23 protein-coding genes are annotated in these 23,661 nt (G+C 60.3%); 18 read left to right on the top strand and 5 right to left on the bottom strand.

The features are described from left to right. The first annotated feature begins 6 nt into the window (after positions 1–6). Entirely contained in the window at positions 7–474 is a 468-nt protein-coding gene (locus PSH96_RS27800) for a DUF2269 domain-containing protein (protein ID WP_017139502.1), read from the top strand. 112 nt (positions 475–586) lie between these two features. On the opposite strand, the gene PSH96_RS27795 is transcribed toward PSH96_RS27800, so the two are convergent. Next, positions 587–1,243: an HAD family phosphatase gene (locus tag PSH96_RS27795; RefSeq protein WP_305456433.1), complete on the bottom strand. Its 657-nt coding sequence runs from the start codon at positions 1,241–1,243 to the stop codon at positions 587–589. Positions 1,244–1,386: 143 nt separating this feature from the next. Here PSH96_RS27795 and PSH96_RS27790 point away from each other — a divergent pair, with 143 nt between their 5' ends. Further along, on the top strand, positions 1,387–1,866 hold the full coding sequence (locus tag PSH96_RS27790; RefSeq protein ID WP_003176750.1) for an RNA pyrophosphohydrolase: 480 nt from the start codon (positions 1,387–1,389) through the stop codon (positions 1,864–1,866). A gap of 22 nt (positions 1,867–1,888) precedes the next feature. Next, positions 1,889–4,168 (top strand): phosphoenolpyruvate--protein phosphotransferase, encoded by a 2,280-nt coding sequence (ptsP, locus tag PSH96_RS27785; RefSeq protein WP_017139499.1) that lies wholly within the window; start codon positions 1,889–1,891, stop codon positions 4,166–4,168. Positions 4,169–4,265: 97 nt separating this feature from the next. On the opposite strand, the gene PSH96_RS27780 is transcribed toward ptsP, so the two are convergent. Continuing rightward, positions 4,266–5,012, bottom strand: a complete 747-nt coding sequence (locus PSH96_RS27780) for an NRDE family protein (RefSeq protein WP_305456431.1) — start codon at positions 5,010–5,012, stop codon at positions 4,266–4,268. A 229-nt stretch (positions 5,013–5,241) separates the two neighbouring features. On the opposite strand from PSH96_RS27780, the gene lgt reads away from it, so the two are divergent. Both lgt and PSH96_RS27770 read left to right on the top strand, forming a co-directional pair. Then, positions 5,242–6,054, top strand: coding sequence for a prolipoprotein diacylglyceryl transferase (lgt, locus tag PSH96_RS27775; RefSeq protein WP_056857664.1), 813 nt, complete (start codon positions 5,242–5,244; stop codon positions 6,052–6,054). A gap of 53 nt (positions 6,055–6,107) precedes the next feature. After that, positions 6,108–6,941 carry a thymidylate synthase gene (locus PSH96_RS27770; protein ID WP_017139496.1) on the top strand — a complete coding sequence of 278 codons (834 nt, stop codon included), beginning with the start codon at positions 6,108–6,110 and terminating at the stop codon, positions 6,939–6,941. A gap of 139 nt (positions 6,942–7,080) precedes the next feature. Here PSH96_RS27770 and cadR read toward each other — a convergent pair whose 3' ends face one another. Further along, positions 7,081–7,530, bottom strand: a complete 450-nt coding sequence (gene cadR, locus PSH96_RS27765; protein WP_305456430.1) for a Cd(II)/Pb(II)-responsive transcriptional regulator — start codon at positions 7,528–7,530, stop codon at positions 7,081–7,083. Positions 7,531–7,615: 85 nt separating this feature from the next. Here cadR and PSH96_RS27760 point away from each other — a divergent pair, with 85 nt between their 5' ends. From PSH96_RS27760 to PSH96_RS27700, 13 genes are all read left to right on the top strand, one after another. Then, the gene (locus PSH96_RS27760) at positions 7,616–9,922 is read left to right on the top strand and encodes a heavy metal translocating P-type ATPase (RefSeq protein ID WP_305456429.1); all 2,307 of its coding nucleotides are present in this window, start codon (positions 7,616–7,618) and stop codon (positions 9,920–9,922) included. 16 nt (positions 9,923–9,938) lie between these two features. After that, positions 9,939–10,802: a LysR family transcriptional regulator gene (locus PSH96_RS27755; protein WP_305456428.1), complete on the top strand. Its 864-nt coding sequence runs from the start codon at positions 9,939–9,941 to the stop codon at positions 10,800–10,802. 135 nt (positions 10,803–10,937) lie between these two features. Further along, positions 10,938–12,002, top strand: a complete 1,065-nt coding sequence (locus tag PSH96_RS27750) for a putative 2-aminoethylphosphonate ABC transporter ATP-binding protein (RefSeq protein ID WP_017139492.1) — start codon at positions 10,938–10,940, stop codon at positions 12,000–12,002. 1 nt (position 12,003) lies between these two features. Then, positions 12,004–13,728, top strand: coding sequence for a putative 2-aminoethylphosphonate ABC transporter permease subunit (locus PSH96_RS27745; RefSeq protein ID WP_305456427.1), 1,725 nt, complete (start codon positions 12,004–12,006; stop codon positions 13,726–13,728). A 22-nt stretch (positions 13,729–13,750) separates the two neighbouring features. Continuing rightward, positions 13,751–14,776, top strand: a complete 1,026-nt coding sequence (locus PSH96_RS27740) for a putative 2-aminoethylphosphonate ABC transporter substrate-binding protein (RefSeq protein WP_138813431.1) — start codon at positions 13,751–13,753, stop codon at positions 14,774–14,776. 125 nt (positions 14,777–14,901) lie between these two features. Then, positions 14,902–16,035, top strand: coding sequence for a TIGR03364 family FAD-dependent oxidoreductase (locus PSH96_RS27735; RefSeq protein WP_305456426.1), 1,134 nt, complete (start codon positions 14,902–14,904; stop codon positions 16,033–16,035). Continuing rightward, on the top strand, positions 16,035–16,601 hold the full coding sequence (locus tag PSH96_RS27730) for a phosphonate degradation HD-domain oxygenase (protein ID WP_305456425.1): 567 nt from the start codon (positions 16,035–16,037) through the stop codon (positions 16,599–16,601). Before PSH96_RS27735 ends, PSH96_RS27730 begins: the two co-directional genes overlap by 1 nt. A gap of 105 nt (positions 16,602–16,706) precedes the next feature. Further along, the gene (locus PSH96_RS27725) at positions 16,707–17,258 is read left to right on the top strand and encodes a hypothetical protein (protein ID WP_305456424.1); all 552 of its coding nucleotides are present in this window, start codon (positions 16,707–16,709) and stop codon (positions 17,256–17,258) included. Positions 17,259–17,342: 84 nt separating this feature from the next. Further along, entirely contained in the window at positions 17,343–17,876 is a 534-nt protein-coding gene (locus PSH96_RS27720; protein ID WP_305456423.1) for a hypothetical protein, read from the top strand. Positions 17,877–18,414: 538 nt separating this feature from the next. Beyond that, the gene (locus tag PSH96_RS27715; protein ID WP_305456422.1) at positions 18,415–18,963 is read left to right on the top strand and encodes a hypothetical protein; all 549 of its coding nucleotides are present in this window, start codon (positions 18,415–18,417) and stop codon (positions 18,961–18,963) included. Between the two features lie 120 nt (positions 18,964–19,083). Then, on the top strand, positions 19,084–19,674 hold the full coding sequence (locus tag PSH96_RS27710) for a hypothetical protein (protein WP_305456420.1): 591 nt from the start codon (positions 19,084–19,086) through the stop codon (positions 19,672–19,674). Further along, positions 19,662–20,195 (top strand): hypothetical protein, encoded by a 534-nt coding sequence (locus tag PSH96_RS27705; protein ID WP_305456419.1) that lies wholly within the window; start codon positions 19,662–19,664, stop codon positions 20,193–20,195. Before PSH96_RS27710 ends, PSH96_RS27705 begins: the two co-directional genes overlap by 13 nt. Positions 20,196–20,227: 32 nt before the next feature. Next, positions 20,228–20,803, top strand: a complete 576-nt coding sequence (locus PSH96_RS27700; RefSeq protein WP_305456418.1) for a hypothetical protein — start codon at positions 20,228–20,230, stop codon at positions 20,801–20,803. Between the two features lie 41 nt (positions 20,804–20,844). On the opposite strand, the gene PSH96_RS27695 is transcribed toward PSH96_RS27700, so the two are convergent. Together PSH96_RS27695 and PSH96_RS27690 are read right to left on the bottom strand one after the other, a co-directional pair. Next, entirely contained in the window at positions 20,845–22,212 is a 1,368-nt protein-coding gene (locus tag PSH96_RS27695) for a DUF3482 domain-containing protein (RefSeq protein ID WP_305460186.1), read from the bottom strand. A gap of 4 nt (positions 22,213–22,216) precedes the next feature. Continuing rightward, entirely contained in the window at positions 22,217–23,596 is a 1,380-nt protein-coding gene (locus PSH96_RS27690) for a DUF2868 domain-containing protein (RefSeq protein WP_305456417.1), read from the bottom strand. Positions 23,597–23,661: the final 65 nt, after the last annotated feature.

Raw genomic sequence — 23,661 nt, 5'->3', positions numbered from 1 at the left:
CCGCCGATGAACGCTTACCTGCTGTTGAAAACCCTGCATATCCTGTCCTCGACCATCCTGTTCGGCCTGGGTGCGGGCTCGGCGTATTACGCTTTGCGCGCCTGGCGCAGCGGCAAGGTTGAAGTGATCGCGGTAACCTTCAAACACCTGGTGTTCGCGGATTGGGCATTTACCACGACCACGGCGGTTTTTCAGCCGTTGAGTGGCATCGGCCTGATGTACTTGGCGGGCTGGTCGATGCAGCAGAGCTGGTTGCAGTGGACGTTCGCATTGTATGTGCTGGCGGGTGTCTGCTGGCTGCCGGTGGTGTGGCTGCAGATTCGTGTGCACAAGATGGCGGAGCAGGCGCTACGCGATGGCACGGCGATGCCGATCAAGGCCGCGACCTATATGCGCTGGTGGTTTGGCCTGGGCTGGCCGGCGTTTCTGGCGTTTCTGGTGATTTTCTATTTGATGGTGGCCAAGCCGGTTTAGGGCTTGGGATCGAGGTGACTTCATCGCAGGCAAGCCAGCGCCCACATGTTGACCACATTCTCATGTAGGAACTCGGTCAAATGTGGGAGCTGGCTTGCCTGCGATCGCTTTATCAGCCGCGCAGGGTAATCACCGGCCAGCCACGCTTCTCGGCTTCGGCGCGCAAATTCGGGTCCGGGTCCACCGCCACCGCATGCGTCACCTGCTCCAGCAGCGGCAAGTCATTCATCGAATCGCTATAAAAGTAGCTGTCTGCCAGGCTGTACCCGGTTTCTTCCAGCCAGCGGTTCAAGCGCGTCACTTTGCCTTCGCGAAAGCATGGGATATCCGTGCTGCGCCCGGTATACCGGCCATTTTCCATCTCGCACTCGGTGGCGATCAGGGTTTGAACCCCCAGCAACTCGGCAATCGGCGCGGTCACGAAGCGGTTGGTGGCGGTGATGATCACCAGTTTGTCACCGGCAGCGCGGTGCTTGGCCAGCAGCTCGGCGGCGAGCGGCAGCATCAGTGGGGCGATGCAGTCGCGCATGAAGTCGCGGTGCCATTCGTCCAGTTGGGCCATCTCCGTGCGGCCGAGGATTTCCAGGCTGAAGTTCAGGTAGGCGGCGTTGTCGAGTTTGCCGGCCAGGTAATCCTGGTAGAACTCGTCGTTGCGGGCTTTGTAGGCCACCGGGTCAAGAATCCCACGCTCACACAGGTAATCGCCCCACGCGTGATCGCTGTCACCGCCGAGAAGCGTGTTGTCCAAGTCGAATAAAGCCAGGCGCATTGCAGTTACTCGCTGAAAAGTCTGTAAAAAGGCGTCCAGAATACGGTCTTTTCACAAGAGTGCACATAAGGTAAGAAGCCTCGTTGCCGCTGGAACAACCTTTGTGGAACAATGCGGCGACATGCGTTTGCGAGGTTGTTGCCGTGATCGACCCCGATGGTTTCCGTCCTAATGTCGGGATTATTCTTACGAATGATGCCGGACAGGTGCTATGGGCTCGCCGAATCAACCAAGATGCCTGGCAGTTTCCTCAAGGTGGAATCAACCCCGACGAAACCCCTGAAGACGCCTTGTACCGTGAGTTGAATGAAGAAGTCGGCCTTGAGCGCGAAGATGTGCAAATTCTGGCCTGTACCCGTGGCTGGTTGCGCTATCGTTTGCCGCAACGCCTGGTGCGTACCCACAGCCAACCGCTGTGCATCGGCCAGAAGCAGAAATGGTTTCTTTTGCGCCTGATCTCCAACGAGCAGCGGGTGCGGATGGATTTGACCGGTAAACCGGAGTTCGATGGCTGGCGTTGGGTCAGCTATTGGTACCCGTTGGGCCAGGTGGTGACATTCAAGCGCGAGGTTTATCGTCGCGCTCTCAAAGAGCTTGCCCCGCGCCTTTTAGCGCGCGACTGACGACGGAGTTCGACCCCGAGCCATGCTCAATACGCTGCGCAAGATCGTCCAGGAAGTTAACTCCGCCAAGGATCTCAAGGCGGCGTTGGGGATTATTGTGTTGCGCGTCAAGGAAGCCATGGGCAGCCAGGTCTGCTCGGTTTACCTGCTGGACCCAGAGACCAACCGTTTTGTGCTGATGGCCACCGAGGGCTTGAACAAGCGCTCTATCGGCAAGGTCAGCATGGCGCCCAATGAAGGTCTGGTGGGCCTGGTGGGGACGCGTGAAGAACCCCTGAACCTTGAAAACGCGGCCGATCACCCGCGTTATCGCTACTTTGCCGAAACCGGCGAAGAGCGCTACGCCTCGTTCCTCGGCGCACCGATCATTCACCATCGCCGCGTTGTCGGCGTGTTGGTCATCCAGCAAAAAGAGCGTCGCCAGTTCGACGAAGGTGAAGAAGCCTTCCTCGTGACCATGAGCGCGCAGCTTGCCGGGGTTATTGCCCACGCCGAGGCGACGGGCTCGATCCGAGGCCTGGGCCGTCAGGGCAAGGGCATCCAGGAAGCCAAGTTCGTCGGCGTGCCGGGTTCGCCGGGCGCTGCGGTCGGTACGGCCGTGGTCATGCTGCCACCGGCCGACCTCGATGTGGTGCCGGACAAGACCGTCGATGACATCGACGCTGAAATCAAACTGTTCAAGACCGCTCTGGAAGGCGTGCGCGCCGACATGCGCAACCTCTCGACCAAGCTGGCCACGCAACTGCGCCCCGAAGAGCGCGCGCTGTTCGACGTGTACCAGATGATGCTCGACGACGCGTCCCTGGGTAATGAAGTCAAAACCGTGATCAAGACGGGCCAGTGGGCACAGGGCGCGCTGCGCCAGGTGGTCACCGATCACGTCAACCGTTTCGAACTGATGGACGACGCCTACCTGCGTGAGCGCGCCTCGGATGTGCGCGACCTCGGCCGCCGTCTGCTGGCCTACCTGCAGGAAGACCGCACCACCAACCTGGTCTACCCCGACAACACCATCCTGATCAGTGAAGAACTGACCGCCACCATGCTCGGCGAAGTGCCGGAAGGCAAACTGGTGGGTTTGGTGTCGGTACTGGGTTCGGGTAACTCCCACGTCGCGATTCTGGCTCGAGCCATGGGTATTCCGACGGTGATGGGCCTGGTGGACCTGCCGTATTCCAAGGTCGACGGCATCGACATGATCGTCGACGGCCATCGTGGCGAAGTCTTTACCAACCCCAGCGAGCTGCTGCGCAAGCAATACGCCGAGGTGGTGGAAGAAGAGAAACAACTGGCGCTGGGCCTCGACTCGCTGCGCGAGCTGCCGTGCGTCACCCTCGACGGTCACCGCGTGCCGCTGCTGGTCAACACCGGCTTGCTGGCCGATGTGGCCCGGGCGCAACAGCGCGGCGCTGAAGGCGTGGGGCTGTACCGCACCGAAGTGCCGTTCATGATCAACCAGCGTTTTCCGAGTGAGAAGGAGCAACTGGCGATTTATCGCGAGCAATTGTCCGCCTTCCACCCGTTGCCGGTGACGATGCGCAGCCTGGACATCGGCGGCGACAAGTCACTGTCGTATTTCCCGATCAAGGAAGACAACCCTTTCCTTGGCTGGCGCGGTATTCGTGTAACCCTCGACCATCCTGAAATTTTCCTGGTCCAGACCCGCGCCATGCTCAAGGCCAGCGAAGGTCTGAACAACCTGCGCATCCTGCTGCCGATGATCTCCGGCACGCACGAGCTGGAAGAAGCGCTGCATCTTATCCACCGCGCCTGGGGCGAAGTGCGCGACGAAGGGGCCGACGTACCGATGCCGCCGATTGGCGTGATGATCGAAATCCCGGCGGCGGTGTACCAGGCCAAAGAACTGGCGCGGCAGGTGGACTTCCTCTCGGTCGGCTCTAACGACCTGACCCAGTACCTGCTGGCCGTGGACCGCAATAACCCACGGGTGGCCGACCTTTACGACTACCTGCACCCGGCGGTGCTGCAAGCCCTGCAGCATGTGGTGCGCGACGCCCATGCCGAAGGCAAGCCGGTGAGCATCTGCGGCGAAATGGCCGGTGACCCGGCGGCGGCGGTGCTGTTGATGGCGATGGGCTTTGACAGCTTGTCGATGAACGCCACCAACTTGCCGAAGGTGAAGTGGATGCTGCGTCAGGTTGAACTGAGCATGGCCAAGGACTTACTGGCGGAGTTGATGACCATCGACAACCCGCAAGTTATCCACAGCTCGCTGCAGTTGGCGCTGAAGAACCTGGGGCTGACGCGGATGATCAACCCGGCATCTGCAAAAACCCTCTAGCCCGCTATCGCAGGCAAGCCAGCTCGCACATTTGACTGTGTTCACAGTTCAAAATGTGGGAGCTGGCTTGCCTGCGATGACGGCAGCCCAAGCGCCATCAAATGTTCAGTTCGACCTCTCCCAGCCGACCACCCAACGGCCCAAAACTACGCTCCACCATCTGCCGCGTCCCATCCGCATTCACAATCAGCGCCGTACTCGCCCGCGTCCCATAACTGGGGCTGGCGATAAACACGCTGGAGAGCAGGCTCTCGGTCGCCAACCCCACGCCGGTGTCCGGCAAGTCGGCAAACGGCGCAGTCTGCGGGTCGCTCAAAATATCCAGCAAGGCCTGCGGCTGTGGGTTCTCCAACAATTCACTCAACGCCGCCCTGGCCTTGAGCAATTTGGGCCAGGGCGTATTCAGCCCGGCATTCGACAGCCCATAAACCCCAGCCTCCAGCCGCGTAGGCTCGGTCTCGTTGGCGTTGTAATGCCACAGCTCATCCCGCGTGCCCACCAGCAGGTTAAAGCCGGAATATTCAATCGAACGGCCGTTAACATCGGCCAGATAGTCGTCAATTGGCAGCGATCCACTGAGAAAGCGCGCCACCAACTCCCCGCGGGACTTGCGCGCCGGTGGCTGGTGCGGGTCACGAATATTGGTCAGCGCAGCAAAGCGCCCGTCCGCGTTTACGCCAAGCCAGGTGCCACCGGCTTCCTGGTCGCGACCGGCGTAGACATGCGGCGCATCCGGCCACTGAGCCAGCGGCAGGCTGGGGCGGGCGTAGAACTCATCACGGTTGGCCGCGACGATCAGCGGCTGGGCGTGGCCCGGCCGCCAGGCGAAAACAATCAGGCACATAGGCGTTCCCTTTGTGTTTTGCTCACTCTACCCATACAACGGATGGCTATCCATCGTATCGAAGTTGGGCCGAGCGCCTTCCATCCGTTAACATGCCGGGCTATCGGGCGCGTGTTGATTTTTAATTTTGAAACGGCGGCTTAATTTGAAATTGCGGCTGTAACGCAGGCTTAATCCCACACCGGCATGGTCCGGTGCGCCATGACTAATGATTTAACGAGGAGTCGCAATGCTGCCTTACCCGCAGATCAACCCGGTGGCCGTGGCCATCGGTCCGCTGCAAATCCATTGGTACGGGTTGATGTACCTGATCGGCATCGGCGGTGCCTGGCTGCTGGCCTCCCGGCGCCTGAACCGTTTTGACCCGACCTGGACCAAGGAGAAGCTCTCCGACATGGTGTTCTGGATGTCGATGGGCGTCATCGTCGGCGGACGCCTCGGGTATGTGCTGTTCTACGATCTTCCGGCCTATATCGCCAACCCGACACTGATTTTCGAGGTGTGGAAGGGCGGCATGGCGTTCCACGGCGGCTTTGTCGGCGTGATGATCGCCGCGTGGTGGTTCGGCCGCCGCAACGGCAAGTCGTTCTTCCAGCTGATGGACTTCGTCGCACCATTCGTGCCGATCGGCCTGGGTGCCGGGCGCATCGGTAACTTCATCAATGCCGAGTTGTGGGGCAAGCCGACCGACGTGCCGTGGGCCATGGTGTTTCCACCCTTCAGCGACCCGGCACAACTGCCGCGCCATCCGTCGCAGCTCTACCAGTTCGCCCTGGAAGGTGTGGCGCTGTTCCTGATTCTTTATATCTTCTCGCGCAAGCCACGCCCAACCATGGCGGTTTCCGGCATGTTTGCGTTGTTCTACGGGATCTTCCGCTTCATCGTCGAGTTCGTCCGCGTGCCGGATGCGCAGCTGGGCTACCTGGCGTGGGGTTGGCTGACCATGGGTCAGATCCTCAGCATGCCGATGATCCTGGCGGGCCTGGGCCTGCTGTGGTGGGCATACAATCGCCCGCAAGGCATCAAGAACGCCGCGCTTTAAATTCGAATGCCGAGGCTTTTGCGAGCCTCGGCTTCTTTGATACGGGTAAAAACATGAAGCAATATCTCGAACTACTGAACGACGTCGTGACCAATGGATTGACCAAGGGCGATCGCACCGGCACCGGCACCAAAGCCGTGTTTGCCCGTCAGTATCGGCATAACTTGGCCGACGGCTTCCCGCTGCTGACCACCAAGAAGCTTCATTTCAAAAGCATCGCCAACGAATTGATCTGGATGTTGAGTGGCAACACCAACATCAAGTGGCTGAACGAAAACGGCGTGAAAATCTGGGATGAATGGGCCACTGAAGACGGCGACCTTGGCCCGGTGTACGGCGAGCAGTGGACCGCCTGGCCCACCAAGGACGGCGGCACCATCAACCAGATCGACTACATGGTCGACACGTTGAAGAACAACCCCAACAGCCGTCGCATCCTGTTCCACGGCTGGAACGTCGAATACCTGCCGGACGAAACCAAGAGCCCGCAGGAAAACGCGCGCAACGGCAAGCAGGCACTGCCGCCGTGCCACCTGCTGTACCAGGCGTTTGTGCATGACGGCCATCTGTCGATGCAGTTGTACATCCGCAGCTCCGATGTATTCCTCGGCCTGCCGTACAACACCGCCGCGCTGGCGTTGCTGACCCATATGCTGGCCCAGCAATGCGACCTGATCCCGCACGAGATCATCGTCACCACCGGTGACACCCACGCCTATAGCAACCATATGGAACAGATCCGCACCCAGTTGGCGCGCACGCCGAAGAAGCTGCCGGAACTGGTGATCAAGCGTAAGCCTGCGTCGATCTATGACTACAAGTTCGAAGACTTCGAGATTGTGGGCTACGACGCCGATCCGAGTATTAAAGCCGACGTCGCCATCTAAAGACCGCCTCGGTCAAATGTGGCAACTGGCTTATGTGGGAGCTGGCTTGCCTGCGATAGCGGAGTATCAGGCGATACAAATGCCTCTGATCCACCGCTATCGCAGGCAAGCCAGCTCCCACAGTTGTTCTGCGTGCGCCTTAATGCCCGTGGCTTCTGCCCACATGTGAAGGCTGCGCCTCGCTGGCCGCCACACTGCCGCTGACTTCCAGCCGCTGCAAAATCCCGCACTGGTCCAGATCCGGCCCGCCGCCGCAGCGTTGGCGCAGGTCGAGCAATTGCACCTGCAACGCCAACAGCCCATCGATGCGCGCTTTTACATGGTGGATATGCTCGTCGATCAACGCATTCACACTCTCGCACTGGTCCTGAGGGCTGTCGCGCAGCCCCAGCAGGCTGCGGATTTCTTCAAGCGTCATGTCCAGGCTGCGGCAGTTGCGGATAAAGATCAGCCGCTCGGTGTGCGCCTGTGTGTACACGCGATAGTTGGCATCGGTGCGCGCCGGGGGCGGCAGCAGGCCTTCTTTCTCGTAATAACGGATGGTTTCCACCTGACAATCGGTCAGTTTGGCCAATTCGCCGATCTTCATCGCAGCAATCTCCAAATGGGTGCTTGACCCTATAGTGGCTACAGGGTCTTTACTTGGCAACAGGCACCTTTACGGACGCGACAGAATGAGCGATTCCATCCACACCCCGAAAAAACATGATCACCCCCACGACCATGCTCATGATCACAGCCATGACCACGGCCACGAACACAGCCACGACCACGGCGCCAAGCTGACGCCGGTCAAACAGCATGAGCATGGCGGTCATGGCGATTCCTGCTGTTCCAGCAAGGCAGCGCCCGCTGTGGTTACGCTGAGCGAAGCGCCGACAGCCGGCTCGCGCCTGAGCACTTTCCGCATCGAAGCCATGGACTGCCCCACCGAACAGACGCTGATCCAGAACAAACTGGGCAAGCTCGCCGGCGTGCAGCAGCTGGAATTCAACCTGATCAATCGCATTCTCGGCGTCACCCATGACCTGCCGAGCACTGCGCCGATCATCGCGGCGATCAAATCCATCGGCATGCAGGCCGACCCTATCGAAGAGGGTACGCCTGCTGCCGCACCGCCTGCCAAGAAGCATTGGTGGCCGTTGGCGGTGTCCGGCGTAGGCGCGTTGGGCGCCGAAGTGCTGCATTTCACCGGCGTGGCGCCGACCTGGGTAATTGCCCTGGTGGCACTGGTATCGATCCTCAGCGGCGGCCTCACCACCTATAAAAAGGGCTGGATCGCCCTGAAAAATCTCAACCTGAACATCAACGCGCTGATGAGCATCGCGGTGACTGGCGCGATCCTGATCGGCCAGTGGCCGGAAGCGGCCATGGTGATGTTCCTGTTCACGGTAGCCGAGCTGATCGAAGCCAAGTCCCTGGACCGTGCACGTAACGCCATCAGTGGCCTGATGCAAATGACGCCGGAACAGGCCACGGTACAGCAGGCCGACGGTTCATGGCTTGAACAGGAGGTAAAAAGCATTGAGTTGGGCGCCATCGTGCGGGTAAAACCCGGCGAGCGCATTGGCTTGGACGGGGAAGTCACCGCCGGCCAATCCACCATCGATCAGGCGCCGATTACCGGTGAAAGCCTGCCGATTGAAAAGACCGTGGGCGATAAGGTCTTCGCCGGCACCATCAACCAGGCTGGCTCTCTTGAGTACAAGGTCACCGCGGCGGCCAACAATTCCACCCTGGCGCGCATCATTCACGCGGTGGAACAGGCCCAGGGCGCGCGGGCGCCGACCCAGCGCTTTGTCGACAGCTTCTCGAAGATCTACACCCCGGCAGTCTTCCTGTTTGCCTTGGGCGTGGCGATTATCCCGCCGCTGTTCATGGCCGGCGTGTGGTTCGACTGGATCTACCGCGCCCTCGTATTGCTGGTGGTCGCTTGCCCATGCGCCCTGGTGATTTCCACTCCGGTGACCATCGTCAGTGGCCTGGCGGCTGCGGCGCGCAAGGGCATCCTGATCAAGGGCGGCGTGTACCTGGAGGGCGGTTACAAACTCGACTACCTGGCCCTCGACAAGACCGGCACCATCACCCACGGCAAACCGGTGCAAACCGATTACCTGGCGCTGTTCCCCAACGTCGAAGACAGCGCGCCCGCCCTGGCGGCCAGCCTGGCCGGGCGTTCCGACCACCCGGTGTCGCTGGCCATCGCCAAGGCAGCTGTGGATAAAAACTTGCCAAGCCACGTTGTGGATAACTTCGAGGCGCTGCCAGGTCGCGGTGTGCGTGGCGACATCAACGGCGAAACCTACCACTTGGGCAACCACCGTCTGGTGGAGGACCTGGGCCTGTGCTCGCCGGCGCTGGAAGAAAAGCTGTTCGCCCTGGAAAAACAAGGCAAGTCCGTGGTGCTGCTGCTCGACAAGTCCGGCCCGCTGGCGTTGTTCGCCGTGGCTGACACGGTAAAAGACAGCAGCCGCGAAGCCATCCAGCAACTGCACGAACTGGGCATCAAGACCCTGATGCTCACCGGCGACAACACCCACACCGCCCAGGCGATTGCGGCGCAGGTTGGCATCGATCAGGCCCAGGGCGACCTGTTGCCCACCGACAAACTGCAAGCCATCGAAACCCTCTACGGCCAAGGCCGCCGGGTGGGCATGGTCGGCGACGGCATCAACGACGCTCCGGCGCTGGCGCGCGCCGAAATCGGCTTTGCGATGGCTGCAGCCGGCACCGACACGGCAATCGAGACCGCCGACGTCGCGTTGATGGACGATGACCTGCGCAAGATTCCGGCATTCATTCGTCTGTCGCGGCAAACGTCGAGTATCCTCAAGCAGAACATCGCCCTGGCGTTGGTGATCAAGGCGATCTTCCTGGCAGTTACTTTCCTGGGCATGGCCACCATGTGGATGGCGGTATTCGCGGACATGGGCGTGAGCCTGCTGGTGGTGTTCAATGGTCTGCGCCTGTTGCGCAAATAGACGATGAGAGGGCGGTGTGCTGAGTGCTGAGTTAAAGGCGTTTTTTATGGTCGCCCGCCTGGGCAGCATTACCCAGGCGGCGAAAAAACTCGGCTTGAGCCAGCCCACCGTCACCACCCAGATTCGCAACCTGGAAAGCCAGTACGGCGTTGAACTGTTCTACCGCGGCGGGCGCCGCCTCACCGTCAGCGACGACGGCTCGCGCTTGCTGCCGATGGTCAAGACGCTGTTGCAGCAGGAAGCCGATATCGAGTTTTTCCTGCGCAATACCGGCCAGGTCCAGGGCGCCCTAAGGATTGCCGCCACGGCGCCGTACTACATCCTCGATCTGGTCAAAGCCTTTCGCGAGCGTCTGCCCCATGTGGACGTCTCGGTGGAAATCGGCAATTCCCAACAGGTGCTCGAAGCACTGGACGATTATCGCGTCGACGTTGCGGCCTCCTCGCAACTGCTCGAAGACCCACGCCTGATCCGCCGCGTGCTGGGCACCGACCCGCTGGTGCTGGCGGTGCATCGCAATCATCCCCTGGCCAAGCTTGAACATGTGCCGCTGAGCGCGCTGGCCGGGCATACCTTGCTGATGCGCGAAGCCGGCTCCACCACGCGGCGGTTGACTGAAGAGATGTTGCAGGGCGCTGGCGTGAGTTACGGGCCGTTACTGGAAATCGGCAGCCGTGAGTCGATTCGCGAGGCGGTGTTGCGCAATATCGGCATCAGCATCATCGCCCGCCAGGAAGTGCCCCATGACCCGCACCTGCGGGTGCTGACCATCGAGAATGCACCGCAGATTCCCGAGTATTTGTACTGCCTCAAGGAGCGCAAAGGCGCACGGTTGCCGGCAGCGTTTCTGGGGTTGGCGCAGGAAATGTCGCCGCTCTGAGTTTGTCGCGCCACAAGGGGAGCCGGTCCTACACAAATCCACCAATACCACTATCACCCCCTTTTGCCTTTCTGCCACAAGAGGGACGCATTGCCCGCCTAGCATGGCCTTCATCAGTTTGATGAGGTGCCATGCATGAACACAGCCCTGACCCAACCCGGTGCGCCAATGAAGGTGCGCGGTATCCAGAAACGCTTCGGCGCCTTCACCGCGCTGGACAACGTCTCCCTGGAAGTCGCTGCCGGCGAGCTGGTGTGCCTGCTGGGCCCGTCCGGCTGCGGCAAGACCACTTTGCTGCGCTGCATCGCCGGCCTGGAGCGCCAGGACAGCGGTGAGCTTTACCTGGGCAACCGTGATGTATCCCTGCTGCCGCCGCAGGCGCGGGACTACGGCATTCTGTTCCAGTCCTACGCGCTGTTTCCCAACCTGACCGTCGAAGCGAACATCGGCTATGGCCTCACCGGCAGTGGCCGCGACGAAGTGCGCAAGCGCGTCGGGCAGATGCTCGAACTGGTCGGTCTGGTCGGCAGCGAAAAAAAGTACCCCGGCCAACTCTCCGGCGGTCAGCAACAGCGCGTGGCCCTGGCCCGTGCCCTGGCGCCTGCGCCGTCATTGCTGCTGCTCGACGAACCCATGTCGGCCCTCGACGCCCGTGTGCGTGAGCATCTGTGCACCGAGCTGCGCCAACTGCAACGGCGCCTGGGCATCACCACGCTGATGGTCACCCACAACCAGGACGAGGCCATGCTGATGGCCGACCGTATCGCCGTGATGAACAACGGCAAGGTCGAGCAGTACGCCACGCCCCAGGAAATCTACGACCGCCCGGCCACGCCGTTTGTGGCGGAGTTTGTCGGCCAGGGCAACTGGCTGCCGTTCAGTCGCAGCAGCGACAGCCATGCCCAGGTCGGCGGCCTGCACATGCGCCTGGATGACAGCGCCAGCAAAGCCAAGTCCGGCCGCTTGTTCTGCCGCCCGGAAGCCATCAGCGTCAACCCGCTGGTGCATGAAGAAAACCTGTTTCCAGCCAAGGTCCGCGAGATCACCTTTCTCGGCAACCGCTGCCGCATGAGCTTTGAGCTGGAGCAATTGCCCGGCCACCCACTGTTGGCCGAACTGGCCCCCGAAGCCATGCCGCGCCTGGGCGCGCAGGATATCTGGGTGGCTTTGCCGCCGCGCAGCCTGCAGGTGTTTGCCTGAGATGGCTGCTGATATGAGTCTGCCGATACCCGACCACGTGGCTCGTCAGGTTTCCCGCGCTGAGCTTGGCGACCGCATTTTTGTGGTCGGCGGCAAACTGCTTTGGTTACTCCTGTTGGGCATTGCGGTGTTGTTGCCGTTGCTGGCGATCTTCTGGCGCGGCTTCAGCAGCGAAGCCGGGCAGGGCGGCGGCCTGGTCGCGGCGCGGGAGCTGGTGACCAGCGAAAACTTCCATTGGCTGTTGGGCAATAGCCTGAAAGTGTCCCTCAGCGTGGCGGCTATTGTCGTACCGCTGGCCTACCTGTTTGCCTACGCACTGCAACGCACGCTGATCCCCGGCAAGCCGATCTGGCGCGGCCTGTCACTGCTGCCATTGATGGCCCCGTCGATGTTGCCGGGTATTGCGCTGGTCTATCTGTTCGGCAACCAGGGCATGTTGCGTGGTTTGCTCTCGGACAATATCTACGGCTTCTGGGGCATTGTGCTGGGTGAAGTGATCTACACCTTCCCACATGCCTTGATGATTCTGCTGTCGGCGCTGTCCCTGGCGGATGCGCGCCTGTTCGATGCCGCCTCCAGCATGGGCGCAAGCTCCGCCAGGGCGTTTCGCAGCATTACCTGGCCGGCCACGCGTCAGGCGGTATTCGCGGCGTTTTGCCTGGTGTTCACCCTGACCATCACCGACTTCGGCGTGCCCGTGGTGGTGGGTGGCGATTATCAGGTGCTGGCGCTGGAAGCCTACAAGGCGGTGGTCGGCCAGCAACAGTTCGGTCGCGGCGCCTTGATCGGCATGGTGTTGCTGTTGCCGGCGCTGTTCAGCTTTGCTGTGGATGCCTGGCTGCGCCGCCGTCATGGTGACGCCATGAGCGGCCGCGCCCAGGTGTTCCTGCCGGCGCCGTCACGCTTAAGAGATGGCTGCTACCTGGCGATTGTGTTGTTGATCTGCGCCGTGTTGCTGCTGGTGTTCGGCATGGCGGTGTACTCCTCGCTGGTGAAGTTCTGGCCGTACAACCTCTCTCTATCGCTCAATCACTACCAGTTTGAAGACACGGCCGGCGGCGGCTGGCTGGCCTATCGCAACAGCCTGACCATGGCCCTGTGCACTGCGCTGATCGGCAGTGTGCTGATCTTCACCGGCGCCTACCTGATGGAAAAGACCAAGGGCCAGAAAGGCCTGAACCTGGCGCTGCGCATTCTCAGCTTTGTGCCGATGGCTGTGCCGGGCTTGGTGCTGGGCCTGGGTTACGTGTTCTTCTTCAACCTCAACGGCAACCCGCTGCACGTGTTCTACGGCACCATGACCTTGCTGGTGGTGTGCACCATCGCGCACTACCTGACCACCGCGCAAATGACCGCAACCACCGCGCTGCGCCAGTTGGATGCCGAGTTCGAAGCCGCCGCGCTGTCCCTCAAGGCACCGCTGTACCGCCACTATCTGCGTGTCACCGTGCCGATCTGCCTGCCCGCGTTACTGGACATTGTGCGCTACCTGTTTGTGTCGGCGATGACCACCGTGTCCGCCGCGATCTTCCTCTACAGCCCCGACACCATCCTCGCCGCCGTCGCCGTGTTGAACATGGACGACGCCGGCAATGTGGGCGGCGCTGCGGCCATGTCGACCCTGATCCTGTTCACGTCGGCCGGCGTCTCGCTGCTGCTGGCGTGGGCCTCACGTGGCGCCTTGCGCCGCTCTCAAGCCTGGCGCCAAACCGCGCCCGGCCAATAAAAATCCCTGAAGGAGGTGCTCCATGTTCAAGCCCTTGGCCCTGGCCGCTGCTCTGCTCAGCGCATTCAGCCTGAATGCCTTTGCCGCCAAAACCGAATTGACGGTGTACACGGCCCTCGAAGCCGAGCAGTTGAAGACCTACAAGCAGGCCTTCGAAAAAGCCAACCCGGATATCGATATCAAGTGGGTGCGTGACTCCACCGGCATCATCACCGCCAAGCTGCTGGCCGAAAAAGCCCGGCCCCAGGCGGATGTGGTGTGGGGGCTGGCCGCGTCCAGCCTGGCGATCCTCGACCAGCAAGGCATGCTGGATAACTACGCGCCCAAGGACTTGGACAAGATCGGCAAAAACTACCGCGACGCCGCCAACCCTCCGGCCTGGGTGGGCATGGACGTGTGGGCCGCGACCATCTGCTTCAACACCGTCGAAGCCGAGAAACAGGGCCTGACCAAGCCGGTGAGCTGGCAAGACCTGACCAAGCCTGAGTACAAGGGCAAGATCGTGATGCCCAACCCGGCATCGTCCGGCACCGGCTTTCTGGATGTGAGCGCCTGGCTGCAGACCTTCGGCGAGAAGCAGGGCTGGCAGTACATGGACGACCTGCACCAGAACATCGGCCAGTACGTTCACTCCGGTTCCAAGCCTTGCAAACTGGCGGCTTCCGGGGAATTCCCGATCGGTATTTCGTTTGAATACCCGGCCGTGCAACTCAAACGCCAAGGCGCGCCGCTGGACATTATTCTGCCCAAGGAAGGCTTGGGCTGGGACATCGAAGCGACTGCCGTGATCAAGGGCACCAGCCACGCCGATGCAGCGAAGAAACTGGCCGACTTCTCCGCCAGCCCCGCGGCGATGGAGCTGTACAAAGACAACTTCGCCGTTCTCGCTCAGCCGGGTATCGCCAAGCCGCAGACCGAATTGCCGGCTGACTACGAGCAGCGTCTGATCAAGAACGACTTCGCCTGGGCCTCGAAAAACCGCGACAGCATCCTGACCGAATGGCGCAAGCGCTATGACGGCAAGTCGGAGAAGGTAGCGGGTCAGTAAGGTTTTCGTTAGGGCTGATGGCCTCTTCGCAGGCAAGCCAGCTCCCACATTTAATCGGGTTCGCAAATCAAAATGTGGGAGCTGGATTGCCTGCGATAGTGGCTTCACATTCAGGACATATCTTCATGACACACCACAGCGACCTGCTGATCATCGGCGCCGGCATCCTCGGCCTGTCCCACGCCTACGCCGCCGCCAAACGCGGCCTCAAGGTCAAGGTCTTCGAGCGCAGCGCCACACCGCTGGGCGCCTCCGTGCGCAACTTCGGCCAGGCACTGGTCACCGGCCAACCCCCTGGGCCGATGCTCGACCTGGCACGGGAAAGCCGCGACATCTGGGCGCACTGGGCACAGGTGGCCGGTATCCAGCTCAAGCGCAACGGCTCCTACCTGTTCGCCCGCACCGAAGCCGAAGAGCACCTGCTGGAAGCCTTCTGCGCCGGCCGGGGGCAGGAGCACGGCTACAACGTCGAGCTGCTGCAAGGCGCGGCGATGAAAGACCTGTATGGCGGCCAGTTCCGCCATCATCGCGCGGCGCTGCATGGCAAGGATGATCAGCAACTGTATTCGCGCGAGGCGATCCCGGCGCTGATCCATTATCTGGCCCAGGAACTGAAGGTGCAGTTTTACTTCTCCACCCTGGTGCGTGACGTTGAGCCTGGCCAAGTGCACACCACCGCAGGCAGTTTTCGCGGCGAGCAAGTGGTCGTGTGCTCCGGCCATGACTACCAGACCTTGCTGGCGGAACCGATGGCCGAACTCAACCCGAGCATCTGCCGCCTGCAAATGCTGCGGGCCCGGCCTGCGCTCAACCTGAACCTGCAACACGCATTGCTCACGGGCCTTAGTTGCGTGCACTACGGCGCGTTTGCCGACTTGCCGGAAGCCGCGCCAGTGCAGGCACAGATCCTGCGCGAAGCGCCGCATTTACAAGAACACGGCATTCACTTGCTGATCAGCCCGACGCCCCATGGCGAGCTGATCATCGGCGACTCCCATGACTACGGCAGCGATGCATCGCCGTTCAATGCCGAGCAAGTCGATGACTGGCTGATCGAGCTGGCGGAGCAGACGCTGGGCTGCAAAATCCAGGTGGTGGAACGCTGGCAGGGTGTTTATGGCTCACGCGGCCCGGCACCGTTTTCCTTCCTGCGTGCGGCGCCGGGCGTGAGCGCGGCGTTGATGCATTCCGGCGTAGGCATGAGCGTGGGACCGGCGATGGCCGAGCGAAATATCACAGCATTGTGGGGGAGCGCATGATGAACCCGGACCAGGTCATCGCCGAAGTCTTCGGCTTGTACGAACAGCACGGTGCGGCCGATTACATCGGTGAGCCGGTGTCGCAGATCGAGCACATGTCCCAGGCCGCGCAGTTGGCCATGGCCGAAGGCTTCGACGATGAGGTAGTACTGGCCGCGTTTTTCCACGACATCGGGCACCTCTGCGGCCAGGGCGGCGAGAACATGGGCGGTTATGGCGTGGTCAGCCACGAGCGGCTAGGCGCGGATTATCTGCGCCGCGCAGGTTTCAGCGAGCGCATGGCCAAGCTGGTGGAGTATCACGTGCAGGCCAAGCGCTACCTGACCTTCAGCCAGCCGGACTACTACGCGCGCTTGAGCGAAGCCAGTCGCCGTACCTTGGGTTATCAGGGGGGCGTGATGACAGCCGCAGAGGCGCGGGCCTTTGAGCAAGACCCGCTCTGCCACGTCAGCCTGCGCATGCGCCACTGGGATGAGCAGGCCAAGCACATGCACGTGCCCGTAGTCGACTTGGAACTGCTGAAAGCCAAGGCCCGTGGCCTGCTGGCAGCCGGTGTCGGCACTTAACACGCCTGTCGGCGCTCTTTCGTACCGGCGGTTCAGACGCCATGAACTCTTAAATGACCAAGACCTGGAATAGCCTTGGGTCTTGCCCATTTTTGAGACATTCCCATGCGTTATTTAAAAGCGACCGCTCAGGACCGCAGCGGTAACGGTAAGGCTGATACCGTCATCGTGCACTTTTATGAGCGCCAGGCCGGCGAGCCGGATGCATTGAGGCATGAAGCCCTGGCGGTGGACATGGACGGCGACTCGGTGATCGATGTGCAGTGCGCCGGTGATATCAACCGTGATGGGCAGAGCACCATTCGAGATAAACAACTGTTAAAGACATTTGCCAATGCGTTTTTAAAATTCGGTTGGTTCAATAAAGGTGGCAGTTCCCAGCGCACGTTGAGCGTGTATGTGGACCATTACGATAAGAAAGGCAAACCCAATGCCATCAAGCTGCAACTCCACGATTTGCTGGGCGGGGTTCGCAAAGAGAGCCTGACGTGCAGCGCCGCAGCGTATGACGCTGACAGCGATGGTGTGCTTGAGACCTTTACCAATAGTGATATCGATGGGAACGGTATCGCCGATAAAGTGGATAAAGAATGGATGCGAGTGCTGGGCACCCTTTTTCTGGAGATGCGGTGGTACGACACTAACACCAGCACTTGAAGTCGACTGGAAGTCAAGATGAAGGGCTGGCATCAATAGTGCGTCACTCAGTAAAGCGTTGAAGTTATTAAGGGAGTCGTGCAGATGCGTTATTTGAAAGTTGTTGTAAAAGACCAGAGTTCCAATGCTCAGGCAGACACGGTGAATCTTTTCTTTACGCAGCGTAATCCAAAGCTGCCGGACGAGGTGGTGCGTACAGCGACGGCTGTTGATACCTCGGCTGACGGCCTGGTCGATTATCAAATCACTGGAGACATTGATGGCGACCGTATTGTTTCAGGCCTGCAGGATAGGGAACTGCTCAAGCAGTTTGCTAACAGTGTGTTGAAGTTGAGTTGGCTCAGCCGACCTTCAATGCCGAACCGCTCTATCAATGTTTACGTGAGTCGTTTCGACACGGTGACCAACCCTGTTGAAATACGATTGGATTTCTATCAGCGTGAGAAGCCGATGATGGGCAAGGAGCAATTGATGCTTAGCCTTACCGCGTGTGGCGACCCTGCAAAGGGGGAGATGCGACTGGATGAGGAAATGCTCCCCACCGACCTGTTCGATACCGTTGATCAAGAGGCTCTGCAGCGTATGGTCAAGACGTACCTGAAGTTTAACTGGCGTTAAGGGGCAGGTGTTGTTGCACCTTCTTACGTTGGCCGCAGGCGTTGAGCACTGGATAGGGAGCGACGTTTTAAATAGCCTAGGGTGTATTGTTTTTCAGGGCGTTAACCCTGCGTGATTTAAAGTGTATGCCCAGGATCGATTTGGAAAAGGCCACGCCAATGTGGTCAGACTTCGATTTATAAAAAAGTGCTTGCGGTCGTGCTGTTCTGCTTAACAAGGCGGTTGCGGTGGACTTCTCCCGAGACGGCATGCCGGATACTGTTTGTTTGCACATGCATGAAGGAACAGATGAGGCGTCCCGAAAAACGCGGTTGCCTTGAACGCAGTCTGTGACGTTGATAATAATGGCCGCCCGGATTGGAGCATTTACTCTGATGTCAACCGGGAGGGTGTTGTCAATGCCAGTGATCTGATAATAGTGCAGCCATTGGCCGATAGGTTTCTTAAGTTTAGTTGGTAAACGCCTGACACCGGTTTTGTGTAGCGAACGGGTGGTTGATACCTATTGATCAGTTTTTTAATTGCAACCGAGATAAGTATGCGTTATTTAAAAGTCGCCGCTCAAGACCGCAGCGGTAATCGACGCCCAGATACCGTGTTTCTACATTTCTATGAACGGGGTGCTGCTGGGTTTGACGAGGTGGTTCATGAAGCATTTGTCGTTGATATGGATGGCGATGCCAGCGTGGATCTGCAGACGGTTGTGGACATCGAGGTGGATGGCAAGAGCACCGTCATCGACAGCCACATGATCAAGACGTTTGCTAACACCTTTCTTAAACTGAACTGGTTTAATTACGGTGAAAGTTGGAAGCGCACGTTGGTCATCATCGCCATCCATGAGTACGAAAAACGCCCGCCCAACGGTGTGCAACTCAACTTTCTGGACCGGCGCAGTACGGGGCGTAAACCAACGTTGGCTTATCAAGCCTCAGCCTTTGATGGCTACGGGAATGGCGTCCTGGAGTGGTTTACCCATACCGATGTGGATAAAAACGGCGTAGTTGATCAGGCAGACAAAGCGCTGATCCGTTCCTTGTGCAGTAGTTTCCTTGGGTTCAAATGGTACAAAGACAACAGCGTTTGACTTACGTCTGCCGATAACAGCTAGCGTGAATTCATACGTTCAGTCCAGAAGCGTCGCCTAGCGACGCTTTTGCCGGCTTCATTACTCTCGTGTGACTTCAGCCACGCAAGAGAACAGGTGATGCATTATTTGAAAGCTACCGCACAGGACCGCAGCGGCAATGGCATGGCCGACACGGTCATTCTGCATTTTTACGAACGTCATGCCACGGGAGTCGATGAGCTGGTTCATGAAGCTGTCGCAGTGGATATCGATGCTGATGAGAACGTGGACTTTCAGTTCTGCGGTGATATCAACTTTGACGGTAAAAGCGATGTTCTCGATAGCTGGTTGCTCAAGGCGTTTGCCAATACGTTCCTGAGGCTCAACTGGTTTAACGAGGGCGAGCGTTGGCGGCGCACGCTGGCAATCGTCGCGATACAGAACGATGCCAAAGACCCTCCCAGCGGCGTGCAGTTGAATTTCCTGGACCGCCGCAGCCCACTGCGTAAACCCGTATTGGTCTATCAGGCCGCCGGCTACGATGCCGACGGTAACGGCGTATTGGAGTCTTTCAGCGCTACCGACGTAGACCGAAACGGTGTCGCTGACAAAGACGACAAAGCGTTGATCCGATCCATGTGCAACAACTTCCTTGCGTTCAAATGGTATGACCGGTCTCGCCCGAGCTTGAGTGAGCGCAAACCAGGAGTGGATCAATGCGCTACTTGAAAGTCATTGCCCAGGACCGCGCAAACAGTGGGCAGGCCGATGCGGTACTTCTGAATTTCTATGAGCAACGTGACGATGCGCAAGACGACGTGTTGCTTAACCAAGCTATTGCGACGGCGCGCATCGCGGGCGGCAAGCTGGATTGCACAGTGGGTGACGTGAATAACAACGGCCGAGAAACCTCCGTCGATCAGCGCCTGTTGGGCATCTTCGCCAATAACTACCTCAAGTTGAAGTGGCTCAACCAAGGCCATGGCGTGGAACGCTACATGAAGGCCTTTGCCAGGGATCTTCATGCTGACGGCTCGCCTGACTCAGTACACCTGGAATTACATCAACGCGAGGGCGTGAGCGGCGGTAAAACCTTAGTCAGTTGGCATGCGGCATTCGACACGGATAACAACGGCTTGCTGGAAAGCATCGTCTACGGTGACGCCGACCAGAACCAGCGTGTGGACGCGGCCGACCGGGCTGTCATTGAGTCCTTGGCCAATGTGTTCTTGAAATTCAACTGGAAGTGAGAACGTCCGTCTCAGTAGAAAGGAATCAATCAATGCGCTACTTAAAAGTTTTTGCGCAGGACCGAACAGGGGTTGGCCGGGCAGATACGGTGTTGCTTCAGTTCTACCAAAGCACACCAGGCATTCAAGACAGCTTGATCCATCATGCCGTGGCCTACGACTTCCCAACCGATGGGAAAATCGACTACAGCAGAGGGGATGTGACGAATGACGGTCGGGAAAGCCGACTGGATAAAGTGTTGTTGGACCGGTTTGCCTCTGCCTATTTGAAGCTCAACTGGTTTAATCCTGGGACCACTTCAACGCGCTACATGAAATTTTTTTCCGAAGACTTCTACAAAGACGGCACGCCCGACACGGTGCGCCTGCACGTGCAGGAGGGCGCGGGGAATACTCACCCACACACACTGGTCGCCTGGAATGCCGCTTATGATTTTGATAACGACCAAGTGCTCGAATGGAACATTCATTTCGATATCAACCATGACGGTGTGATCGACGACCTTGATCGGCGTTTGGTCCACCAGTTGGCTGAGCTGTACCTGCTGTTCAGCTGGCACGAACCGCAAACCTTTGAGGTCAAGGTCTTGGATATCCCGGCCTCATGAGCCATGGGCCAGGTGCAACGCAGATCAATGGGCGCTCGCTGTCACTCATCCTTGAGTGACAGCGCCAATACATGAATCTGCTCCTGACGTTCAGCCTGGCTAAGCTTTGGCTGGGCGTTGAGGCACGACCATTGCGGGTAGGCACGGGCTTTGTGTAAAGCGTCCGGTAATTTGCCTGCACGCCAGGTTTGGTCTTGAGGCGTGTCGACCTTGATGCTGTGCATCGCCGCATGGCCGCGTAAATTCAGGGCCTTGAGCAATTGACGTTGGCGCAGGGCGAGCAGGCGCAGCACGCTGTCGTCGACGGTCAGCTCGCGCTGGCCCTTGATCTTGCCCAGCAGGCGGCTGCCGTAGCTGCGTGCGGTTTGCAGCGCGCCACCGGCGATCGCCCCGGCGAGGGCCGCCGCGCCCAGGGTCAGGCCGCCCACCAATAGGTCCACGCCCGCCCCGGCGGCAGCACCTGCAGCGATCCCGCCACCGACGCGCACGCCAAGTTGCTTGAGGGTTTGCGGATTGAACAAATCATCGCCCCAGCGCCCGTCCAGCAGCGGCAAGTCGCTGGCGGCGGCGTCCTGCGGGCGGAAGCCGAACAGTTTGAGCAGCGCTTCCACACACTTTTGCTCGCGCTGGCGCACAGCCTTGCGCAAGTCGCTGATGGCTTGCTGTTCATCCTCTGTGACCACGCTGCGTCGGCACGCGGCGCAGTCGATCAACAACTCGGCGATCAAGCGTGCAGCGCTTTGCTGGCGGGCCTGGCGCTGGGCTTGCTGATCGAGGATCAGGCGTTCCAATTGCGGCCGTGCGTTTTCCAGCAACAGGGCCAGGCTTTCATACAAGCGGCGTTCGCCGTCTTCCGGCGGTGCCACGCTGTCGAAGCGCACCAGCGCATGCAGGCCGAGGCGGGCCAGGGCTTCGCGCCAGTCCGGCTCGCGGTGGTCGCTGCTGCTGACGAAGTTGAGCACCGGCAGCAACGGCTTGCCGCAACTGGCCAGCACTTGCAGCTCGTCGCGGTACTTGGCCAGCACCGGTTCGCGGGCGTCGATCACGTACAAACCGGCGTCCGAGGCCAGCAGTTGGCGCAGTACTTTGGCTTCCTGTTCGAAACGCTGGCGGGCTTCGCTGCCTTCCAGGAACCGCGCCAGGCGAGCCGGGCCATCAAGGCGCTCGCCGGGTCGGTCCAGGCGTTCGAGGTAATCGAGCAGGGCGATGGCATCTTCCAGGCCGGGTGTGTCGTACAGCTCCAGCAAGGCTTCGCCATCGACTGACAGGCGCGCGCCTTCCACATGCCGCGTGGTGCTGGGGCGATGGGAGACTTCGCCAAAGCCCACATCGCGGGTCAGCGTGCGCAGCAGCGAGGTCTTGCCGACATTGGTGTGGCCGACCACGGCGAGCTTCAGTGGTTTAGTCAGCGGTTTAGTCATGACCGGTCTCCAGCCAGCTCAGCGGCGCACAGTCGGCGAACGGCAGCTCCAGCTGTTGCAGCGCGGCGTGCCAGTCGCCCAGGCGCTCGGCGTCCAGCGCCTGGCCGGGTGGCGCTTGCAACAGCCATACGCGGGTGGCGGTGGCGCTGCGGGCCAGCTCGGCGATCAGCGCCAGGCTGCCGCGATCCGGCGAGCGGCGCGGGTCACAGGCGATGGCCAGGCGTGCGGGCGGGAAGCGCGTGAGTTGTTCCAGCAGTTTGTTGCGCGATTCACGGCTGTCGAGGATGCCGGCGTTTTTGATGCTGCTCGGCAGCTTGGGCGGCCACGGGTGCTGATCGTCGAGTTCGATGGCCACCAGCAGGGCGCCGTCGCTTTCCAGTTCGCTGATGCCGCCAGTGACGTGGTGCAGTTGTTCGGGCGCGGCGTCGTTGACGCCCAGCCGTTCACTGCTGGGCATCAGGCGTTCGCGCAACTGGCTGTAGCCGGGCAGGTTGAGGTCCAGGCGCAACGCAGCGCGCCCGCGTTTCCAGCGCCACAGGCACAGCAGCGCGAGGAGCAATCGGGGCAGCAGGCCGTACACCAGCAGCACGCCTACCAGCCACGCGGCCCAGGCCTGGCGGGCGCTTTCGATATTCAGCGCCGAGTCGCCGCTGGCGCGGATCATCTCCACCGTCGGCACATTAAAGCCCAGCAAGGCGGGCAGGCTGCCGAGGGCTTGGGTCACGCAAACAAAGGTATCGGCGCCGAGGATGGTGGTTTCCCACACAAAACCGTAGCGCCGCGTGGCCAGCAGTGTCAGCAGAATCACCAGGGCGCTGAGCAAGGCCAACAACCACAGGCTGTTGACCAGCACACCCACGGCCCAACGGTTGAGTTTCTGGCGCTGCAACAACAGCAGCAAGGCTGGCGCCAATTGCGCGGCTTTGGCATCGCGGGCAAATTTTTCGCTGAGCCATAACCACAGTCGCCCGAGGCTGGCGCTGTGTTCACCGGCTAACAGCAAGCCCAAGGCCCAGCTGATTAACAGGATCAGGTTCAAGCCGAGCAGGCTGCCCAGGGCCCAGAACACATTCACCGGCGTCAGGCCATTACCCAGGGCGGCAAAGGCCAGCCCGGCACCACTGATCACGGCGACTACCGCCAGCAGCGCCAACGCCAAACGCGCGCCTTGCAGCCAGCGGGTGAGGGCGGCAGTCAGCCCATCGCGCTCGGCCAGGTGCAGGGCGCGCTGTTGGATGCGCGTGGGCAAATCGCCACCGGCCGTGCGGGCCAGGCGGTTGGCTTCCAGGTCTTCCAAAGGGCCTGCGTGTTCTTCGCGCAGGCGCACGGTTTCGGTCAGCCAAAGTTTATGCAGCGGGTTCAGAGCAGTCACGCGCCGTCCTGTTGAGCAAGTGAGCTTGGAGCATAACCGCAGACTCGTGGCTCTGGTATTCTCGT

The organism is Pseudomonas sp. FP2338 (assembly GCF_030687515.1).
GTDB lineage: Bacteria > Pseudomonadota > Gammaproteobacteria > Pseudomonadales > Pseudomonadaceae > Aquipseudomonas > Aquipseudomonas salomonii.
Note: the sequence above shows the minus strand (reverse complement) of the source record. Positions and strands in the feature narration are given on the sequence as shown.